The sequence below is a fragment of the Allobosea sp. NPDC055594 genome, assembly GCF_053618995.1.
Map to the genome: position 1 here is coordinate 1 of NZ_JBSHIO010000033.1, position 15,335 is coordinate 15,335.

23 protein-coding genes and 1 pseudogene are annotated in these 15,335 nt (G+C 68.6%); 16 read left to right on the top strand and 8 right to left on the bottom strand.

Annotation, left to right across the window (positions count from 1 at the left end; genetic code table 11):
- Positions 1 to 204 precede the first annotated feature (204 nt).
- The 6 genes from ACWGRX_RS26415 to ACWGRX_RS26440 are packed head-to-tail and all read right to left on the bottom strand — an operon-like array spanning position 205 to position 2,783.
- Entirely contained in the window at positions 205 to 504 is a 300-nt protein-coding gene (locus ACWGRX_RS26415) for a hypothetical protein (RefSeq protein WP_452119982.1), read from the bottom strand.
- The gene (locus ACWGRX_RS26420) at positions 497 to 793 is read right to left on the bottom strand and encodes a hypothetical protein (protein ID WP_452119983.1); all 297 of its coding nucleotides are present in this window, start codon (positions 791 to 793) and stop codon (positions 497 to 499) included. The genes ACWGRX_RS26415 and ACWGRX_RS26420 overlap by 8 nt, the downstream gene beginning before the upstream one ends.
- A gap of 1 nt (position 794) precedes the next feature.
- Positions 795 to 1,061, bottom strand: coding sequence for a hypothetical protein (locus ACWGRX_RS26425; RefSeq protein WP_452119984.1), 267 nt, complete (start codon positions 1,059 to 1,061; stop codon positions 795 to 797).
- A complete protein-coding gene (locus ACWGRX_RS26430; protein WP_452119985.1) occupies positions 1,058 to 1,426 on the bottom strand; it encodes a hypothetical protein in 369 nt (122 codons plus the stop codon). Before ACWGRX_RS26430 ends, ACWGRX_RS26425 begins: the two co-directional genes overlap by 4 nt.
- Entirely contained in the window at positions 1,423 to 1,950 is a 528-nt protein-coding gene (locus ACWGRX_RS26435; RefSeq protein ID WP_452119986.1) for a hypothetical protein, read from the bottom strand. The genes ACWGRX_RS26430 and ACWGRX_RS26435 overlap by 4 nt, the downstream gene beginning before the upstream one ends.
- Positions 1,947 to 2,783 (bottom strand): hypothetical protein, encoded by an 837-nt coding sequence (locus tag ACWGRX_RS26440; RefSeq protein ID WP_452119987.1) that lies wholly within the window; start codon positions 2,781 to 2,783, stop codon positions 1,947 to 1,949. Before ACWGRX_RS26440 ends, ACWGRX_RS26435 begins: the two co-directional genes overlap by 4 nt.
- A gap of 456 nt (positions 2,784 to 3,239) precedes the next feature.
- Here ACWGRX_RS26440 and ACWGRX_RS26445 point away from each other — a divergent pair, with 456 nt between their 5' ends.
- The 5 genes and pseudogenes from ACWGRX_RS26445 (at position 3,240) to ACWGRX_RS26465 (ending at position 6,569) form a co-directional block, all read left to right on the top strand.
- Positions 3,240 to 4,412, top strand: coding sequence for a phage portal protein (locus tag ACWGRX_RS26445; RefSeq protein WP_452119988.1), 1,173 nt, complete (start codon positions 3,240 to 3,242; stop codon positions 4,410 to 4,412).
- Entirely contained in the window at positions 4,409 to 4,609 is a 201-nt protein-coding gene (locus ACWGRX_RS26450) for a hypothetical protein (protein ID WP_452119989.1), read from the top strand. The genes ACWGRX_RS26445 and ACWGRX_RS26450 overlap by 4 nt, the downstream gene beginning before the upstream one ends.
- On the top strand, positions 4,606 to 4,782 hold the full coding sequence (locus ACWGRX_RS26455; protein ID WP_452119990.1) for a hypothetical protein: 177 nt from the start codon (positions 4,606 to 4,608) through the stop codon (positions 4,780 to 4,782). The genes ACWGRX_RS26450 and ACWGRX_RS26455 overlap by 4 nt, the downstream gene beginning before the upstream one ends.
- Positions 4,779 to 5,300 carry an HK97 family phage prohead protease gene (locus ACWGRX_RS26460; RefSeq protein ID WP_452119991.1) on the top strand — a complete coding sequence of 174 codons (522 nt, stop codon included), beginning with the start codon at positions 4,779 to 4,781 and terminating at the stop codon, positions 5,298 to 5,300. Before ACWGRX_RS26455 ends, ACWGRX_RS26460 begins: the two co-directional genes overlap by 4 nt.
- A 35-nt stretch (positions 5,301 to 5,335) precedes the next feature.
- Positions 5,336 to 6,569: pseudogene (locus ACWGRX_RS26465) on the top strand (phage major capsid protein).
- Between the two features lie 24 nt (positions 6,570 to 6,593).
- Here the strand turns inward: ACWGRX_RS26465 and ACWGRX_RS26470 are convergent.
- A complete protein-coding gene (locus ACWGRX_RS26470; RefSeq protein WP_452119992.1) occupies positions 6,594 to 7,460 on the bottom strand; it encodes a S1 family peptidase in 867 nt (288 codons plus the stop codon).
- A 118-nt stretch (positions 7,461 to 7,578) separates the two neighbouring features.
- Complete coding sequence (locus ACWGRX_RS26475; protein ID WP_452119993.1) at positions 7,579 to 8,358, bottom strand: S1 family peptidase; 780 nt, start codon at positions 8,356 to 8,358, stop codon at positions 7,579 to 7,581.
- Between the two features lie 72 nt (positions 8,359 to 8,430).
- Between ACWGRX_RS26475 and ACWGRX_RS26480 the strand changes: the two genes are divergently transcribed.
- The 11 genes from ACWGRX_RS26480 to ACWGRX_RS26530 are packed head-to-tail and all read left to right on the top strand — an operon-like array spanning position 8,431 to position 15,288.
- Positions 8,431 to 9,015 carry a head-tail connector protein gene (locus ACWGRX_RS26480; RefSeq protein ID WP_452119994.1) on the top strand — a complete coding sequence of 195 codons (585 nt, stop codon included), beginning with the start codon at positions 8,431 to 8,433 and terminating at the stop codon, positions 9,013 to 9,015.
- Positions 9,016 to 9,026: 11 nt separating this feature from the next.
- Positions 9,027 to 9,368: a phage head closure protein gene (locus tag ACWGRX_RS26485; RefSeq protein WP_452119995.1), complete on the top strand. Its 342-nt coding sequence runs from the start codon at positions 9,027 to 9,029 to the stop codon at positions 9,366 to 9,368.
- Positions 9,365 to 9,775: a DUF3168 domain-containing protein gene (locus ACWGRX_RS26490; RefSeq protein WP_452119996.1), complete on the top strand. Its 411-nt coding sequence runs from the start codon at positions 9,365 to 9,367 to the stop codon at positions 9,773 to 9,775. The genes ACWGRX_RS26485 and ACWGRX_RS26490 overlap by 4 nt, the downstream gene beginning before the upstream one ends.
- 22 nt (positions 9,776 to 9,797) lie before the next feature.
- Positions 9,798 to 10,208, top strand: coding sequence for a phage major tail protein, TP901-1 family (locus ACWGRX_RS26495; RefSeq protein WP_452119997.1), 411 nt, complete (start codon positions 9,798 to 9,800; stop codon positions 10,206 to 10,208).
- A 12-nt stretch (positions 10,209 to 10,220) separates the two neighbouring features.
- Complete coding sequence (locus ACWGRX_RS26500) at positions 10,221 to 10,574, top strand: gene transfer agent family protein (RefSeq protein WP_291648664.1); 354 nt, start codon at positions 10,221 to 10,223, stop codon at positions 10,572 to 10,574.
- A complete protein-coding gene (locus ACWGRX_RS26505) occupies positions 10,571 to 10,795 on the top strand; it encodes a phage tail assembly chaperone (protein ID WP_452120001.1) in 225 nt (74 codons plus the stop codon). The genes ACWGRX_RS26500 and ACWGRX_RS26505 overlap by 4 nt, the downstream gene beginning before the upstream one ends.
- 24 nt (positions 10,796 to 10,819) lie before the next feature.
- On the top strand, positions 10,820 to 11,407 hold the full coding sequence (locus tag ACWGRX_RS26510) for a phage tail tape measure protein (RefSeq protein ID WP_452119998.1): 588 nt from the start codon (positions 10,820 to 10,822) through the stop codon (positions 11,405 to 11,407).
- A gap of 54 nt (positions 11,408 to 11,461) precedes the next feature.
- Positions 11,462 to 12,103 carry a DUF2460 domain-containing protein gene (locus ACWGRX_RS26515; RefSeq protein WP_291648668.1) on the top strand — a complete coding sequence of 214 codons (642 nt, stop codon included), beginning with the start codon at positions 11,462 to 11,464 and terminating at the stop codon, positions 12,101 to 12,103.
- 10 nt (positions 12,104 to 12,113) lie between these two features.
- Positions 12,114 to 13,004 (top strand): DUF2163 domain-containing protein, encoded by an 891-nt coding sequence (locus tag ACWGRX_RS26520; RefSeq protein ID WP_452119999.1) that lies wholly within the window; start codon positions 12,114 to 12,116, stop codon positions 13,002 to 13,004.
- Positions 13,001 to 13,459 (top strand): NlpC/P60 family protein, encoded by a 459-nt coding sequence (locus ACWGRX_RS26525; RefSeq protein ID WP_291634877.1) that lies wholly within the window; start codon positions 13,001 to 13,003, stop codon positions 13,457 to 13,459. Before ACWGRX_RS26520 ends, ACWGRX_RS26525 begins: the two co-directional genes overlap by 4 nt.
- Entirely contained in the window at positions 13,459 to 15,288 is a 1,830-nt protein-coding gene (locus tag ACWGRX_RS26530; RefSeq protein WP_452120000.1) for a baseplate multidomain protein megatron, read from the top strand. The genes ACWGRX_RS26525 and ACWGRX_RS26530 overlap by 1 nt, the downstream gene beginning before the upstream one ends.
- Positions 15,289 to 15,335: the final 47 nt, after the last annotated feature.

A 15,335-nucleotide genomic window follows, 5' to 3' on the forward strand; every position in this document is an offset into this window, starting at 1 on the left:
ACCACTCGGATCGGTAGGCCCCGGTAATGAAGCGGCTCGCGGCGCTGTCTGGGAACAGCGCGACATGGATTGCACCATCCAACTCGCGATCCGCTTCCTCGCCCTTCTCGACGCGCTCTATCAGTTCATTCATTGAACCATTCCATTGGGTTGCCACTGGACGGGTGCCTTTGTGCTGATATTCTCTGAAGGCGCTCTATCAGTTCATCGATCATGTTGCCGCTGGACCGCGATCTCTGAGCCGGCCTGCTCTACGTGAGCGGGCCGGTTGCGCTTCTCATCGGTGTTCTCCAGGGCGAGGCGGCCGGCGGGGGTGATGCGGTAGGTGTTCTGGGTGGCCCCGTATTTCGCGAACCCGTCGCGAACGAGAAACTTCAAGACCTTCTCGACGGTCGCGGTCTTGACGGTCATCAGGCCGAGAGTGGCTTGCACCTCGTAGGGAGCTGCCCAATCGTGGATGGCCCCCAAATAAAGCGCCTGCGCCTTCGTCAGCTTCTCAGCCACGGTCTTCCTCCGCGTCGTCTAGGGAGGCGCGGAGCTTGTCGCGCACGCGGTACGGCATGATGTAGCTTCGCCGCTCGTCCCATTCGAGCGCGAGGCGAACAGCCTCCTTCACCTGCGCGCTCTCCACGGGGGCGGGAGGGGTGGCGGGCAATGGGCCAAGAGGTTGCACAGCGACAATATCGCCTGCGACGTGAAGCATTCCGCGACTGATGCGCATGAATGGCTGGCTGTCGCCCTGCACCGTGTAAAGGCACGCCACCGCCTCGGCCGGCTCAGAATGGTGGGTCATGTCAGTTGCCACAGCCGTAACTCCCGCAATCTTTCGTGCAGCCCTCTGCGCCGATGGGGCATTCGAAGGCGTGTTCTTGGTTGAACCGATCTACGAAGAACTCGACGAGCTGCTGCTGAAGGGCCGATGCCTGCGGCCTCGTGAGCGCTCCGTCTTTCATCGACGGCCGGAGCCAGAAATCAGCGACCGCGAATGGCGGGCGCTCGCCTCGAGTGGCAAAAACCGTCACCACGCCGTCCTCGTCTCGATTCCAGCTAAGTCTCGTCATCGTCCCGCCTCCCCAATAGGAGCGAGCGCCTGGGGAAGGGCGGCGCGGGCGCGGCGGAAGTCGGAAGGGCCGAACCAGACCGAGATGCCCTCTCGGTGGATGTTGCAGGCCCAGCCCTCGGCGTCCGTCCACTGCGCGAAATCCGCGAACGGCCGCAACGCCGCCTCCAGCACCGCGACCCTCTCGGACAGGGAGGGGGTGGAGGGGGCATAGTCTGCAAGTGGGCAAAAGCTGGCGGGCCGTCCATTCAGTTCGGCAAGCGACGGCAGCCTCATTTCGGCGGCGCTGCAATCATACTGCCCGGCCGAGTAGTAGACGCGACGAGGGCACTTCTCGCACCCGCTGATGAGTTGGAGCACCTTCATGCTGTTTCTCCATCCGCGAGACCGGCAGGGCCGTTCTCCAGAGCCGGGCGGGCGCGGCGCTCTCGCGCGACAGACACCTTCGCCTCATGCAGTTCAGTGCGAAGCATCGCGATCTCAGCCGTGCAGACGTCCGGGTCCGCGTAGAAGTCTTCGCCAGCCCGCATGAACAGCTCCGAGCCGCCAAGCGGGCGAACGGTCAGCAGCGCGTCGCTCAGCCTGCGGGCCAAAGCCCCCATCCTCTCCTTCTCGCGAAGCAGTTCATCGCGCTCGGCTTCGGCGGCTAGGAGCCTCTCAGAGTAATTGTCGGCTCTCGCGGCGAGAGTAGCGTAGGCGGCCTTGAGGAAAGCCTTGTCTTGCTCCAACCTCGCCAGTTCGGCCGCGAGCTGCTCAATGAGTGCGGCGGCTTCGGTCATCGCCACGTCCTGAGGGACGCCATGCTTGACGCGCTCAGGCGAAGCCAGGGCATGCAACCGGTCGACCAGCCCCGCCCGGATCTCTGCGGCCTTCGTGGTGAGGGGCGTCATGCGGCTTCTCCCGCGCAGGTGAGACCGCATTCGGCATCGTGCTCGTGATCCGGGTCGACCAGCGGTAGGACTGGGGTCGACAAGGCCCGCTCTCGCATTTCAGCGAACGAGCGGCGACCTTTCTTAAAAAGGTGCCCGACGCGCTCTTCTTGCTCGATCCACCAGTCCGCGCGGCTTGGGTCGTCGAGGATGATGCGCTGAAGGATGCGCTCGCCCTTCATGAAGCAGAGGTCGCAGTTGCCTTCCCAAGGCTGAAGGCCCAGGTCGAAGTCCTGCTCTGCCCAGAACTCCATCACGTCGTCGCGCGTGACCCCGGCCTCGTAGAGTGGGCAGACGACATCCCAGCCCTTCGGCGGGGCGGCCATCTGCCTCGCGACGCGCTTTCCCTCATCGCGGCGCAGACCAACCGCATTGACGCAGTGCTTCCACCCCAGCCTGCGGATGAAAGCCTGCATCGTCTTCAGCTTCAGATCGATCGTGCAGATCCGCATGAAGCTGTTCGGGATGATGCCCGTCAGATTAATGCGTGCCTCGAAGGGCTCGCCCTTTCGAGCAGCGCTTTCGAAGTCGACCACCGCAAAGCGGTCGGCATCGTCGCCACCGCGACCACGCCATTCCAGCCATCGGATCGGGACGCCCCACCGCGCCCCGCACTCATGGACGAAGCGAAGCGTCTCCTCGCGCTCCTTGCCGGTGTTCGCAAAGGCCACGACCACGTCGTCAGGCAGCTTGCCGCCGTGAGCCTGGAGGATGTTCCAGAGCATGAATGCGCTGGTCCGCCCGCCGCTGAAGCTGATGAGCGCCGGGCCGGTGATGAGGTAAGGGTCCGCCATCACGCCACCTCCGCCTGGGTGGGGGAGGGGCGGGAAAAGCGCTTTACAAAGTCTCGGATCGTTCTGGGTCCATTCACGCCATGTCCTGCTCGCGTTGGAAAACGCAAGTGCTTGGCGTTGCTCAGCAATCCGGCCCTTGGCCTAACTGTGCGATTTCGGCCCGACCGGGCTGAGTTCGGGCCGCTCGCCCGACCGGCTCGACGCGCTGGTCTGGGCGCTGACGCATCTGATGCTCGGGCCGAAAGGCCGGCCGCGGGTGAGGGGACTTTAGATCTACCTCCGAGGTCGTCCCGGACAAGCCGCGAAGCGGCGCCGATCCGGGATCCATGCCTGAGCCTCGTTCGGAAAGGCTCAGGAATGAATCCCGGGTCTCCCTGCGGTCGCCCGGGATGACTCGGGTGATGAGATGCTCGGCTCAAGGCCGAGCATGACCTGCGCTTAAACAGCGAGAAACCCATGCTCAATTTCCTTCGCAGCCTGCGCGGCCTTGCCGCGCCGGAACAGAAGCGCTCGCGCATCGGGCCGCTGATCGCCCTGCACGAGGCCGGGCGCCCGGTCTGGACGCCGCGCGATTATGGCGCGCTCTCGCGGGAGGGCTATCAGCGCAACCCGGTGGTGCATCGCTGCGTCAGGCTGATCGCCGAGGCGGCGGCCCAGACTCCGCTGATCGCCAAGGTCAGCGGGCGCGAGCAGACTGAACACCCAGCGCTGGCGCTGATCGAGCGGCCCAATCCGCTCCAGGGCGGCATCGCCTTCCGCGAGACGCTCTATGGCCACCTCGTCGTCGCCGGCAATGCCTATGTCGAGGCCGTCAGCATCGGCCGCGAGCCGCGTGAGCTTCATGCGCTCAGGCCCGACCGGATGCGGGTCGTCCCCGGTCGCGATGGCTGGGCCGAGGCTTATGACTATAGCGTCGGGGCTCGGACCATCCGCTTCCGCCAGGATGAAGGCTCGCTGCCGCCGATCCTGCATCTCACGCAGTTCCACCCGGTCGACGACCATTACGGGCTCTCGCCGATCGAGGCGGCCGCCTGCTCGCTCGATGTCCACAATGCCGCCGGCGCCTGGCACAAGGCGCTGCTCGACAATGCGGCGCGGCCCTCGGGCGCGCTGGTCTATGACGGGCCGGAAGGCGGCACGCTGACCGAGGCGCAGTTCGAGCGGCTGAAGCAGGAGCTGGAGGAGGGCTTCCAGGGCGCGCGCAATGCCGGCCGCCCGCTGCAGCTCGAAGGTGGGCTCGACTGGAAGCCGTTGTCCTTGTCGCCGGCCGAGCTCGATTTCGTCGCCGCCAAGGGCGTCGCAGCGCGCGAGATCGCGCTCGCCTTCGGCGTGCCACCCTTGCTGCTCGGCCTACCCGGCGACAACACCCATGCCAATTTCGCCGAGGCCAACCGTGCCTTCTGGCGCCAGACGCTGATCCCGCTGGTCAGGCGTACGGCGCAGTCGCTGGCGCAATGGCTCGGCCCGGCCTTCGGCGAGGATCTTTCACTCGAACCCGATCTCGATGCGGTCGAGGCGCTCGCCGAGGAGCGGGAATCGCTCTGGCGCAGGGTTTCGGCCGCGGAGTTCCTCAGCACCGACGAGAAGCGCGAGGCGGTCGGCTATGGCCGCCGGGAGGAGGCGTCATGAACCTGATCGAACAGGCGGCCGGCGGCATCGTCGCGCGCGGCGATCTCGGCCATCTCGCCTTGCTGCTCTGGGCCTTCGGCGCCTCGGCGCTGGCTTTGCTCGTCCTGCGCGAACTCGTCGCCGCCAACCGGCGCTTCGACGATTTCGTCCGCGAGTTCGCCCGCTTCAACGCCCGCTACGAGGGAGATGAGACATGAGCAAGACCGGCGCGAAATCGCCGTCTCGACCAGCGCCTGCCATCAGCCGCCCGACCACAGGAACGCGTGGGCCGCGCAGCGACGGCCCGCCACGCGAGGTCTTCGGACGCTTCTTCGAGACGCTGGGCCGCCTCGACCAGGCCGACCGCCCCGCCAGGGAGGGCGCGCGATGAGGCTGGCTCTGGGGAACAACCCGTTTGCCAGGGAGGCCAAGTTCCTGGCGCGGCCGCTGACCCGGATCGCGCCGGATGGCGCCTTCGAGGGCTATGCCAGCCTGTTTCGCGTCGCCGATCTCGGCAAGGACGTGGTCGAGCCCGGCGCCTTCCGCGAAAGCCTGGCACGCCGCGGGCCGGGCGGCGTCAAGCTGCTCTGGCAGCATGACCCGACCGAGCCGATCGGCCGCTGGATCGAGCTGCGCGAGGATATGCGCGGGCTCCGCGTGCGCGGCCGGCTCTCGCTCGCCGTCGCCCGGGCCCGTGAGCTGCACGCATTGATGCGTGACGGCGCGATAGACGGGCTCTCGATCGGCTTCCGTTCCGAGGGGGCCCGGAACGATCCGCGCACCGGCCTGCGCCGGCTGGAGAAGGTCGATCTCTGGGAGATTTCGCTCGTCACCTTCCCGATGCAGCCGCAGGCCCGCGTCGCGGTGGTCAAGACGGCGCGCCCGCTTTCGCCCGCCTTCCTGTCCTGAATCTGAAACCCTCCGCTCACTTCCGAGGACAAGCCATGCGAGGAGAACCCATGACCCTGTCGAACCAGGCTCCTGAGACCAAGGCGACCGGCGAGATCGCGCTGGCCTATGACGATCTGCGCTACACATTGGAGGCCTATCGGGCCGCCAATGACGAGCGCCTGGCTGAGCTCGAAACCCGCATGGGCGGCGATGTCGTGACCAGCGAGAAACTGCAGCGCCTCGACGGCGCGCTCGACGAGACGCGCCGCCGTCTCGATCGGCTCGCGCTCGACGCCCGCCGTCCGGCGCTGGGTGCGGGGGAGGAGCGCGACCCGGCCGTGGCCGAGCACAAGGCCGCCTTCGCCTCCTATGTCCGCCATGGCGAGGCGGCCGGGCTGAAGCAGCTCGAGGGCAAGGCGCTCTCTGCCGGTTCGGGGCCCGATGGCGGCTATCTCGCGCCTTCGACCGTCGAGAGCGAGATCCTGCGGCGCCTCTCCGCGGTCTCGCCGATCCGCGCGCTCGGGCACCTACAAGAAGGCGTTCTCGACCAGCGGCCCGGCTTCGGGCTGGGTGGCGGAGACCGTCGCCCGGGCGCAGACCGGCACGCCCGCTCTGGCCGAGCTCTCCTTCCCGGCGATGGAGCTCTATGCCATGCCGGCGGCGACCCAGACGCTGCTCGACGACGCGATCGTCGATATCGACCAGTGGATCGCCGAGGAGGTCGAGAGCGCCTTCGCCGAGCAGGAGGGCGCGGCCTTCGTCAACGGCGACGGCGTCGACAAGCCCAGGGGCTTCCTTGCCTATCCGAGCGTCGCCGATGCCAGCTGGAGCTGGGGCAATATCGGCACGTTGAAGACCGGCGTCGCCGGTGCCTTCGCCGCCGCGAACCCGGCCGACATCCTGGTCGACCTCGTCTATGCGCTGAAGGCCGGCTACCGCCAGAACGCCAGCTTCGTGATGAACCGCAAGACGCAGGCCGCGGTGCGCAAGTTCAAGGACACCATCGGTCAGTATCTCTGGCAGCCACCGGCCGCGGCGGGCGCGCAGGCGACGCTGTTGGGCTTTCCGGTGGTCGAGGCGGAGGACACGCCGAACATCGCGACGGATGCGATCGCGATCGCCTTCGGCGATTTCCGGCGCGGCTATCTCGTGGTCGACCGGGCGGGGGTGCGCATCCTGCGCGATCCCTATTCCGCCAAGCCGCATGTGCTGTTCTACACGACCAAGCGGGTCGGCGGCGGCGTCCAGGACTCCGCCGCGATCAAGGGGCTGAAGTTCTCCGCCTGAGGGCCGTGGTCGGCGCTCGTCGGCTCAGCGGCCGAACCACCAGCTGTAGCTGGCGCTCGGGTTCGCATCGTCGCGCACCTGCCTGGTATCATCGCCATAATTGAGCAGGCGAGCGCTGGCTTCGCTGATCCAGGCGCGGTGCTCGCTGATCGGGGTGATCGCCGTGAAGCCGCCACAAATTAACCGGACGCGCGAACTCAACGGACCGCTCGACCAGGAGACGATTCCGACGAGATCGCGCGAACCCGGCGGCCCGCGCAGCACCGGGCCGCCGGAATCGCCGCGGCAGGCGCCGGCGCCCGGCACTTCGCCGCGGTTCTCGGTGTCGACGGCCACCTTGACGGTGTTCGCGGTGGTGTAGTTGCCGGCGTTGACCAGCGTCGCCTCGCGCAGCACCCGGGCGGTGCGCTTGTTTTTCTCCGAGGCCAGGCCGAAACCGGCCATGGTCACCGTTTCGCCCTGCCAGAGCCCGCCGCCCAGCGTCAAAGGCTCGAGATCGGCAGGCAGCGGGCTGGCGACGCGGATCAGCGCGAGGTCGGCGCCGGGCTGGGTGCGCGGCGTCGTGCCCGGCACGAAGGTCGGGTGCGGCAGCACGGCCGCAACGGCATGGGTGCGGCTGCGGAAGCGCCGGTCGAGGCTGATGACGCGCACCGAGCCGCCCGTCATCAGGCAATGCGCCGCCGTCAGGATCAGCTCGGTCGAGATCACGGCGCCGGAGCAGAGTTCGCCGCGGCTGGTCTCGATCCGCAGGGTCGAGGCACGCACGCCATCGGCGGAGCGCGACTTGACGCCGCCGACGACCGCGCTTGCCGGCGTGGCCTGCAGCGCGGCTGCGAACAGGATGACGGCCGCCTTGAACGGATGGCGGGATTGAGATGCGATCGGTTTCATTGCGACCATGGTGTCACTTTATGGTTTGCTGCGGCGCAGTCCAGTGCCGTTCTCCGCGCCTGCCTTCGACAGAGTCGGAAGGCAGCCGAGATTCGGCTCCGATCTGTCGCATTGCGTCTCAGCGCTTCTGTGTCCAATCGACGGTTTCGCCCCAGCCCGACAGGGTCCGGTCGATCCAGCTGCGTTGCGGGGCGACCAGAACGCCCTGGCTGAGCAGGCCGCATTGCTTGCCGCCGGGGCCGGTCGACCAGCTGGTGACTGCGACGATGCCGCCTTCATGATCGAGCATCGGGCCGCCGGAGTCGCCCTGGCAGGCGCCTGACGCCGCGCGCTTGCCGCCGCCGGCAGGATCTGCCGTCCAGATCAGAACCCGGCCGGGGCCATAGGGCTCGACGGTGGCGAGCGCTGCCGAACGATAGGTGCCGGTCGATCTCGCTTCGCCCTCGCGCGAGACGCCATAGCCGGCGAGCGTGATCGCCGTGCCGGCGCGCGGCAGAGGGCCGTCGACCAGCGACGCCGCCGAGAAGCGGGCCGGGAGCGGTGCTGCGAGACGGACGAGCGCGAGGTCGATCGAGCGTTTCCTGGCCGCGACCGCCTTTGCGTTGAACTCCGGGTGGAGCGCGACCGCGCTGGGTTCGACCAGGACGGGTTCACCGCCTTCGCGCCAATGGATGCGCAGATCGGTGCGTCCGTCGGCGCAATGCGCCGCTGTCAGGATCGCGCGACGCGACAGCACGATGCCCGTGCAGACGCCGCCGCGGGCGTTGAGGACCATTACGGTCGAGCTGGCCTGCGGCCCCCCTTCGCGCCCGCCAACCACCGCCCCGGCCGGCGAGGCCAGCAGCGCCGCTGCCCCGGCGGCCAGTCCGGCAAACCATTTCGCTGTGCCGTCGCGCATGACGCCCTCCAGTTGGGAGGGCGCTGGATAGCGCATCGGCTCCTTCGTTCAAACCCCGGAAAGGGAGAGGCCATGAACACGGCCAGGATGACGCCGCTCGCGATCTCGCCGCCGGCAATCGAGCCCGTCTCGCTGGTGCAGGCCAGGGATTTCCTGCGGCTCGATGCTGCCGACGAGGACGAACTCCTCGGCATGCTCGTCACGGCGGCGCGTCTGATGGTCGAGGCCGCATCCGGCCGCATGCTGATCGACCAGAGCTGGCGCCTCGTGCTCGACCGCTGGCCGGTCGGCGGAGAGCTGCGCCTGCCGCTTTCGCCGGTCCAGCGCATCATCGCTGCACGGGTCTACGACGCCGCAGGTAACGCACAGATCGTGGCCGCTTCCTCGCTTGCCCTGATCAAGGGCATGGACCCGCCTGTCATTGCGGTTTCCGGGTCCGTGCCGATGCCGGGTCGCGAGCGCGACGCGGTCGAAATCGATGTCGTCGCCGGTTTCGGGGCGACGCCGGATCTGGTGCCGTCGCCCTTGCGCCAGGCTGTCCTGCGGCTGGCCTGCCGCTGGTTCGAGCAGCGCGGCGACGTCGCCAGCCGGGATTCCGCGCAACTGCCGGCCGAGATCGCGGCGCTCCTCGCCCCTTTTCGCCGCCTGAAACTGTGACGGAGGCGGTGATGGACGAATCTTTCAAATCCGGCCCGGTCGGCGCGATGCGGCGGCGCCTGCTGCTCGAGCGGCCGGTGGGTGTGCCGGACGGAAGCGGTGGCGAGATGCGGAGCCATGAGCTCGTCGCAGCGGTCTGGGCACGGGTCGAATGGCTGTCGGGCGAAGAACGCTGGCGCGCCGGACGTCCAGAGCAGGCGCTCAGCCATCGCATCAGCCTGCGCTGGCGCGCCGGGGTCGATGCCGGCCAGCGGCTGCGGGATGCGACACAGATTTTCGAGATCCGCGCCGTCGCCGACCCCGATGGCGGACGCCGGCGCCTGGTCTGCCTGGCGGAGGAGGTTCGTCCATGAGCGGAGCGGTCCTTGCCCTGCGCCGTGCCGTCCAGGCGCATCTGGCCGCCGATGCGGGCCTGATTGCCCTGATCGGAGCCGGCCGGCTCTATGAGGAGCCGCCGCGCGCCGCGAAGGGAACCTATCTCGTCCATGGCGAGGTCGAGGCCGATGACTGGTCGACCGGCAGCGATTCCGGCTGCGAGCAACGCTTCAGCCTCGTGGTCTGGGCCGGCGAAAGCGCGTCCGCGCGCCAGGCGCTCGAGGCGGCTGCTGCAATCGTCGCCAGCCTGAACGGTGCACCGCTCGGGCTCGACGGACATCGCCTGATCAATCTGACCTGGCTGTCCTCGCGGCTCGCTCGCGATGCCAGGAGTCAGCTTCCGACGGTGACGCTGCGCTTCCGCGCCGTCACCGAAACCCTTTGAGAACACCGGAAAGGAACAGCCGATGCCGGCCCAGAAAGGCAAGGACCTGCTGCTCAAGGCGGCCGATGCAGGCGGAAGCTTCGTCACCGTCGCCGGGCTGCGCGCCCGCCAGATCGCCTTCAATGCCGAGGCGGTCGACGTCACCCATGCCGAATCGGCCGGCCGCTGGCGCGAATTGCTGGCGGGAGCCGGCATGCGGCGGGCCAGCATCAGCGGCGCCGGCATCTTCAAGGACGAGGCTTCGGACGCGCTGGTGCGGCAGATCTTCTTCGACGGCAGCATTCGCGACTGGCAGGTGGTGGTGCCCGATTTCGGCGTGATCACCGGGCCGTTCCAGATCTCCACGCTCGAATATCGCGGCGACCACGCCGCCGAGGTCACCTTCGAGCTCTCGCTGGAATCGGCCGGACAGCTCATCTTCACGCTCGCCTGAGGAGATCCCTCCATGGTCAATCGCTATCGGGGCGAGGTCGCCCTCATGGTCGAGGGCAGGGCGCGGCCGATGCGGCTTACCCTGGGCGCGCTTGCCGAGCTGGAGCACGCCTTTGCCGTCGAGGATCTGCCCGCTTTGGGAGAACGTTTCGCCACCGGCAGGCTGTCCGCCCGCGATGTCACCCGCATCCTCGCGGCCGGCCTTCGTGGCGCGGGTGTCGGGCTGGCCGATGACGAGGTGGCGGCGCTCGCCTTCGATGGGGGGCTGAACGGCGCGATCGCGGCGGCGATCGCCTTGCTCGACGCGACCTTCGCACCGGTGGGCGAGGGCGAGCCTGCGCGCCCTCCGTCGCCGCCGGTGCCATAGCCGCGCCGGCGGCGCCCGCCCCGTTCCCCTGGCGCGAGGTCATGGCCTTCGGGCTCGGCCAACTGCGCTGGCCGCCCGAGACTTTCTGGGCTGCGAGCCCGCGCGAGATCTTTGCGGCGAGCGAAGCGCTTCGCCGCGTTCCTGCGGGCGAGCCGCCGGCGCGCGGCACGCTCGAGGCCCTGATGCGCGACCATCCCGACAGCCCTGCGGCCTTGGGCTGAGCCGGAACCGAAGGACCGATCGCCATGTCAGAAGACGATACACCCTCATTCGATCTCTCCGGGCTGCGCGCCATGACCGGGCTGACGCAAGGCCTGACTCGCGCTTCCGAAGCTTTCGGACGGTCGATCAGCGGTGCCTTCGCCAGAGGCGTCATCGAGGGCCGGCGCTTCGAGGACGTGCTGCGCAGCGTTGGCCGGATCTTGAGCGAGAGCCTGCTGAAATCGGCGCTGAAGCCCTTGCAGACCGGGCTTTCCGGGTTGCTGGGCTCAGGGTTGAAGAGCCTCGCCGGACTGTTCTCGAACGGGCTTGGCGGCAATGTCGTCCCCTCCGTGTCGGTCTTCGCCGATGGCGGAGTGGTTGCGGCGCCGTCCTATTTCGCCATGGGACGCGGCCTCGGCCTGATGGGCGAGCGCGGCGCCGAGGCGATCATGCCGCTCTCGCGAGGCCCTGACGGCAAGCTCGGCGTGCGCGCCGGCGGCGGGGATGGCCGCAGGCCGGTCAGCGTCGTCGTCCAGGTTTCGACCCCCGATGCCGATAGTTTCCGCCGCTCCGAGGCTCAGGTTTCGGCCGCGATCGCGCGGGCGGTGGCGCGCGGCAACCGTGCGCTCTGACCGGCCCGTGCAGCATGAGCCGGCAGCCACGCCCCAACCAGCAAGGAATGCGGCATGAGCGGCTTCCATGAGGAACGCTTCCCGATCGAGATCGCGCGCGGCGCCCGCGGTGGTCCGGAGCGGCTGACGCAGGTCGTCACGCTGGCCTCCGGCCGGGAGGTCCGCAACAGCCGCTGGGCCCATTCCCGCCGGCGCTATGATGCCGGCTTCGGCGTGCGCACGCTCGATCAGCTCGCGGCGATCGTAGCCTTCTTCGAGGAGCGTCGCGGTCGGCTCTACGGTTTCCGCTGGCGCGATCGGCTCGACTGGAAGAGCTGCGTGCCCTCCGGCGAGCCGGCGGCGAGCGATCAGCAGATCGGCATCGGCGACGGGGTGACGCGCGTCTTCCAGCTCGGCAAGCTCTATGGCGGCCTGCATGCGCCCTATGTCCGGCGGATCACCAAGCCGGTCCTCGGCTCGGTGCAGGTCGCCGTGGACGGCGTCGTCCAGGCCCAGCCCGGAAACGTCGTCTGCGACCATGCGACGGGTCAGCTGACCTTCGCCGTCGGTCACGCCCCGGCAGCGGATGCACTCGTCAGCGCCGGCTTCGCCTTCGACGTCCCGGTGCGCTTCGACCTCGACATGATCGAGGTCGACCTTTCCGCCTTCGAGGCCGGCGACATCCCGAAGATTCCGATCGTCGAAATCGTCGACTGAGGCCGAGCCCATGCGCACTCTATCCTCCGCGCTCGCCGCCCATCTTTCCGGCGAGGCGACGACGCTTTGCCGCTGCTGGAGCCTGACACGGCGCGACGGTGCCGTGCTCGGCTTCACCGACCACGATCGCGACCTGGCATTCGACGGCATCCTCTACAGGGCCGGATCGGGGCTCGAGGCGGCCGAGGCGACGGCCGAACTCGGCTTCGCGACCGGTGGTGGCGAGGTGCTCGGCGCCTTCGTCGCCAGCGGGCTCAGCGAGGCCGAACTGTCGCGCGGGCTCTATGACGATGCCCGGGTCTCGCTTTGGCTGGTGAACTGGGCCGATATCGGCCAGCGCGCTTTGCTGGAGACCGGCTTCGTCGGCGAGGTGAAGCGAGGCGACAGCCATTTCAGCGCGGAGGTGCGCGGGCTCGGCAAGGCCTTCGACGAGGAGCGTGGCGGACTCTATATCGCGTCTTGCTCCGCCGATCTCGGCGATGCCCGCTGCGGCGCCGTGATCGGACAGGCTCATGCCAGCGTCGCCACGACGGATGGCAGGCTGACACTGACGGCGTACGGCCTCGCGGGCTCAGCCGACGGGTTTTACGCCGGCGGCAAGCTGAGCTTTACCAGCGGCGCCAGTCTCGGCTTCGCGACCGAGGTGAAAAGCCATCGCAACGCCGATGGCGTGGTGAGCTTCCAGCTCTGGCAGGCCGCTCCGGCGCCGATCGCGGCCGGCGATGCTTTCACGGTCTCGGCCGGCTGCGACAAGAGCTTCGCGACCTGCCGGTCCAAGTTCGGAAACGGCGTCAATTTCCGCGGCTTCCCGCATCTGCCCGGCAACGACTTCATCATCGGCGGCGTCCGCGCCTCCGATCCCGGCGCGGGGCCGTTCGACGGCGGGAGCCTGTTCCGATGAATGCGGCGAGGGGCGACGGAACCGCGAGGCGCGCCCGGATCGTCGCGACGGCCCGGTCCTGGCTTGGCACGCCCTATCACCATCAGGCCTCCCTGCGCGGCGTTGGCTGCGACTGCCTCGGCCTGGTGCGCGGCGTCTGGCGTGAGCTCTATGGTGACGAACCCGAGCCGCTGCCGCCTTATGACCCCTATTGGGCACAGCATGCCGCCGACGAGACCCTGGCGCTCGCGGCGATGCGCCATCTGGCGGCCATCGAGCCGGCTCAGGCCTTTCCTGGCGACATCCTGCTCTTTCGCTGGCGCGACCATTGGCCTGCGGCGCACTGCGCCATCCTGACCGAGCCGGGCCGGATCCTGCACGCTCATGACGGGGCTGCGGTCAGCGAGGTCGCCTTCACGGGCTGGTGGCGCCGCCATTGCAGTCACGCCTTCTCGTTCCCGGAGCTGGATTGCTGATGGCTACGCTCGTTCTTCAGGTCGCCGGCTCGGTGCTGGGCGGCATGCTCGGCGGCCCAGCCGGCGCGATGCTCGGCCGGGCGCTCGGCGCCGTCGCCGGGGCCGGGCTCGACCAGTCGCTGCTCGGTGGCGGCGGTGGAACGCGGGTCATCGAAGGGCCGCGCCTGACCGAGATCGACGGTCTCGCCTCGACGGAGGGGGCCGCGATCCCGCGCGTCTATGGTCGTGTCCGGATCGGCGGGCAGCTGATCTGGGCGACACGGTTCGAGGAGGAGGTGACGACCACGGTCAGCCGCAGCAAGCGCGGCGGCAAGGGCGGGCAGAAGGCGCAAAAGACCTATGAGACGACGTATTCTTACTACGCCAACCTCGCCATCGGACTATGCGAGGGGCCGATCGCCTTCGTGCGCCGGATCTGGGCCGATGGCCGCGAGATCGATTTCAATGCCGTGACGCTGCGCGTCCATCGTGGCTTTCCCGATCAGCAGCCCGACCCGCTGATCTCTGCCAAGGAAGCGGGCGCTGCTCCGGGCTATCGCGGCATGGCCTATGTCGTGTTCGAGCATTTTCCGCTCGCCGACTACGGCAATCGCGTGCCGCAATTCTCCTTCGAGGTGGTGCGCGCGGTGCCGGGGCTCGGCGGCATGATCCGTGCCGTGACGCTGATCCCGGGTGCTAGCGAGTTCATCTATCAGCCGACGCTGGTGAACCAGGAGCCCGAGCCGGGCGTCAGCCTCGCCGAGAATCGCCATCAATGGCACAGCGCGACCGATGTCGATGGCGCGATCGGCCATCTCCTGGCGCTCTGCCCCCAATTGCGGCGGGTCTCCTTGGTGGTGAGCTGGTTCGGCGACGATCTGCGCGCCGGCTCCTGCACTATCACGCCGCGCGTCGAGATCACGGAGAAGACGACGTCCGGCGCGCAGTGGTCGGTGGCCGGGCTCGGACGTGCCGAGGCGCGCCTGGTCAGCCGGTCGGGTGGCAAGCCGGCCTATGGCGGCACGCCCTCGGACGACAGCGTCATCGCGCTGATCCGCAGGCTGCGGGACGTCTATGGGCTGGAGGTCGTGCTCTATCCCTTCGTGATGATGGACATCCCGGCCGACAATGCCCTGCCGGATCCCCATTCCAGCGCTGGCGCGCAGCCTCCCTATCCCTGGCGTGGCCGGCTGAGCTGCTCGCCCGCGCCCGATCGGCCGGGCACGGCCGATGGTGGTGCGGTGGCCGCCGCGCAGATCGCGAGCTTCCTCGGCTCGGCGCGGGCGAGCGATTTCTCGCTCGATGGCGACAGGGTCGTCTGCGCGGTGCCGGAGGATTGGGGATTTCGTCGCGCGGTGCTGCATGCCGCGATGCTGGCCAGGGCGGCCGGCGGGGTCGCCGGCTTCATTCTCGGCTCGGAGCTGGTCGGCCTGACACGGGTGCGCCGCGCGCCGGGCATCTATCCGATGGTCGAGGGGCTGGTCGCTCTGGCGGCCGAGGTGCGAGCCTTGCTGCCGGCCCCGACCCAGCTGGTCTATGCCGCCGACTGGACCGAGTACGGTGCTCATGTCCGAGACGGCGGGCTCGAAGTGCGTTTTCCGCTCGATCCGCTCTGGGCCTCGTCTGACATCGACGCGATCGGCATCGACTATTACGCGCCGCTGACCGATTGGCGCGATACGCCCGATCATGCCGACATCGCCCTGGCGCGCGGGCCGGCCGATGTCGACCATCTTCGCGCGCGGCTGGTCTCGGGCGAGGGCTATGACTGGTATTATCTGTCCGTCGCTGATAGGCAGGCGCCGACGCGGCCGCCCCACAGCGCCGGGGCCCATGGGGGTGTCTTATAAAAAAAAACCAGCCCCCCAGACAGGTGGTAAACGCGGGTTGCGGCGTG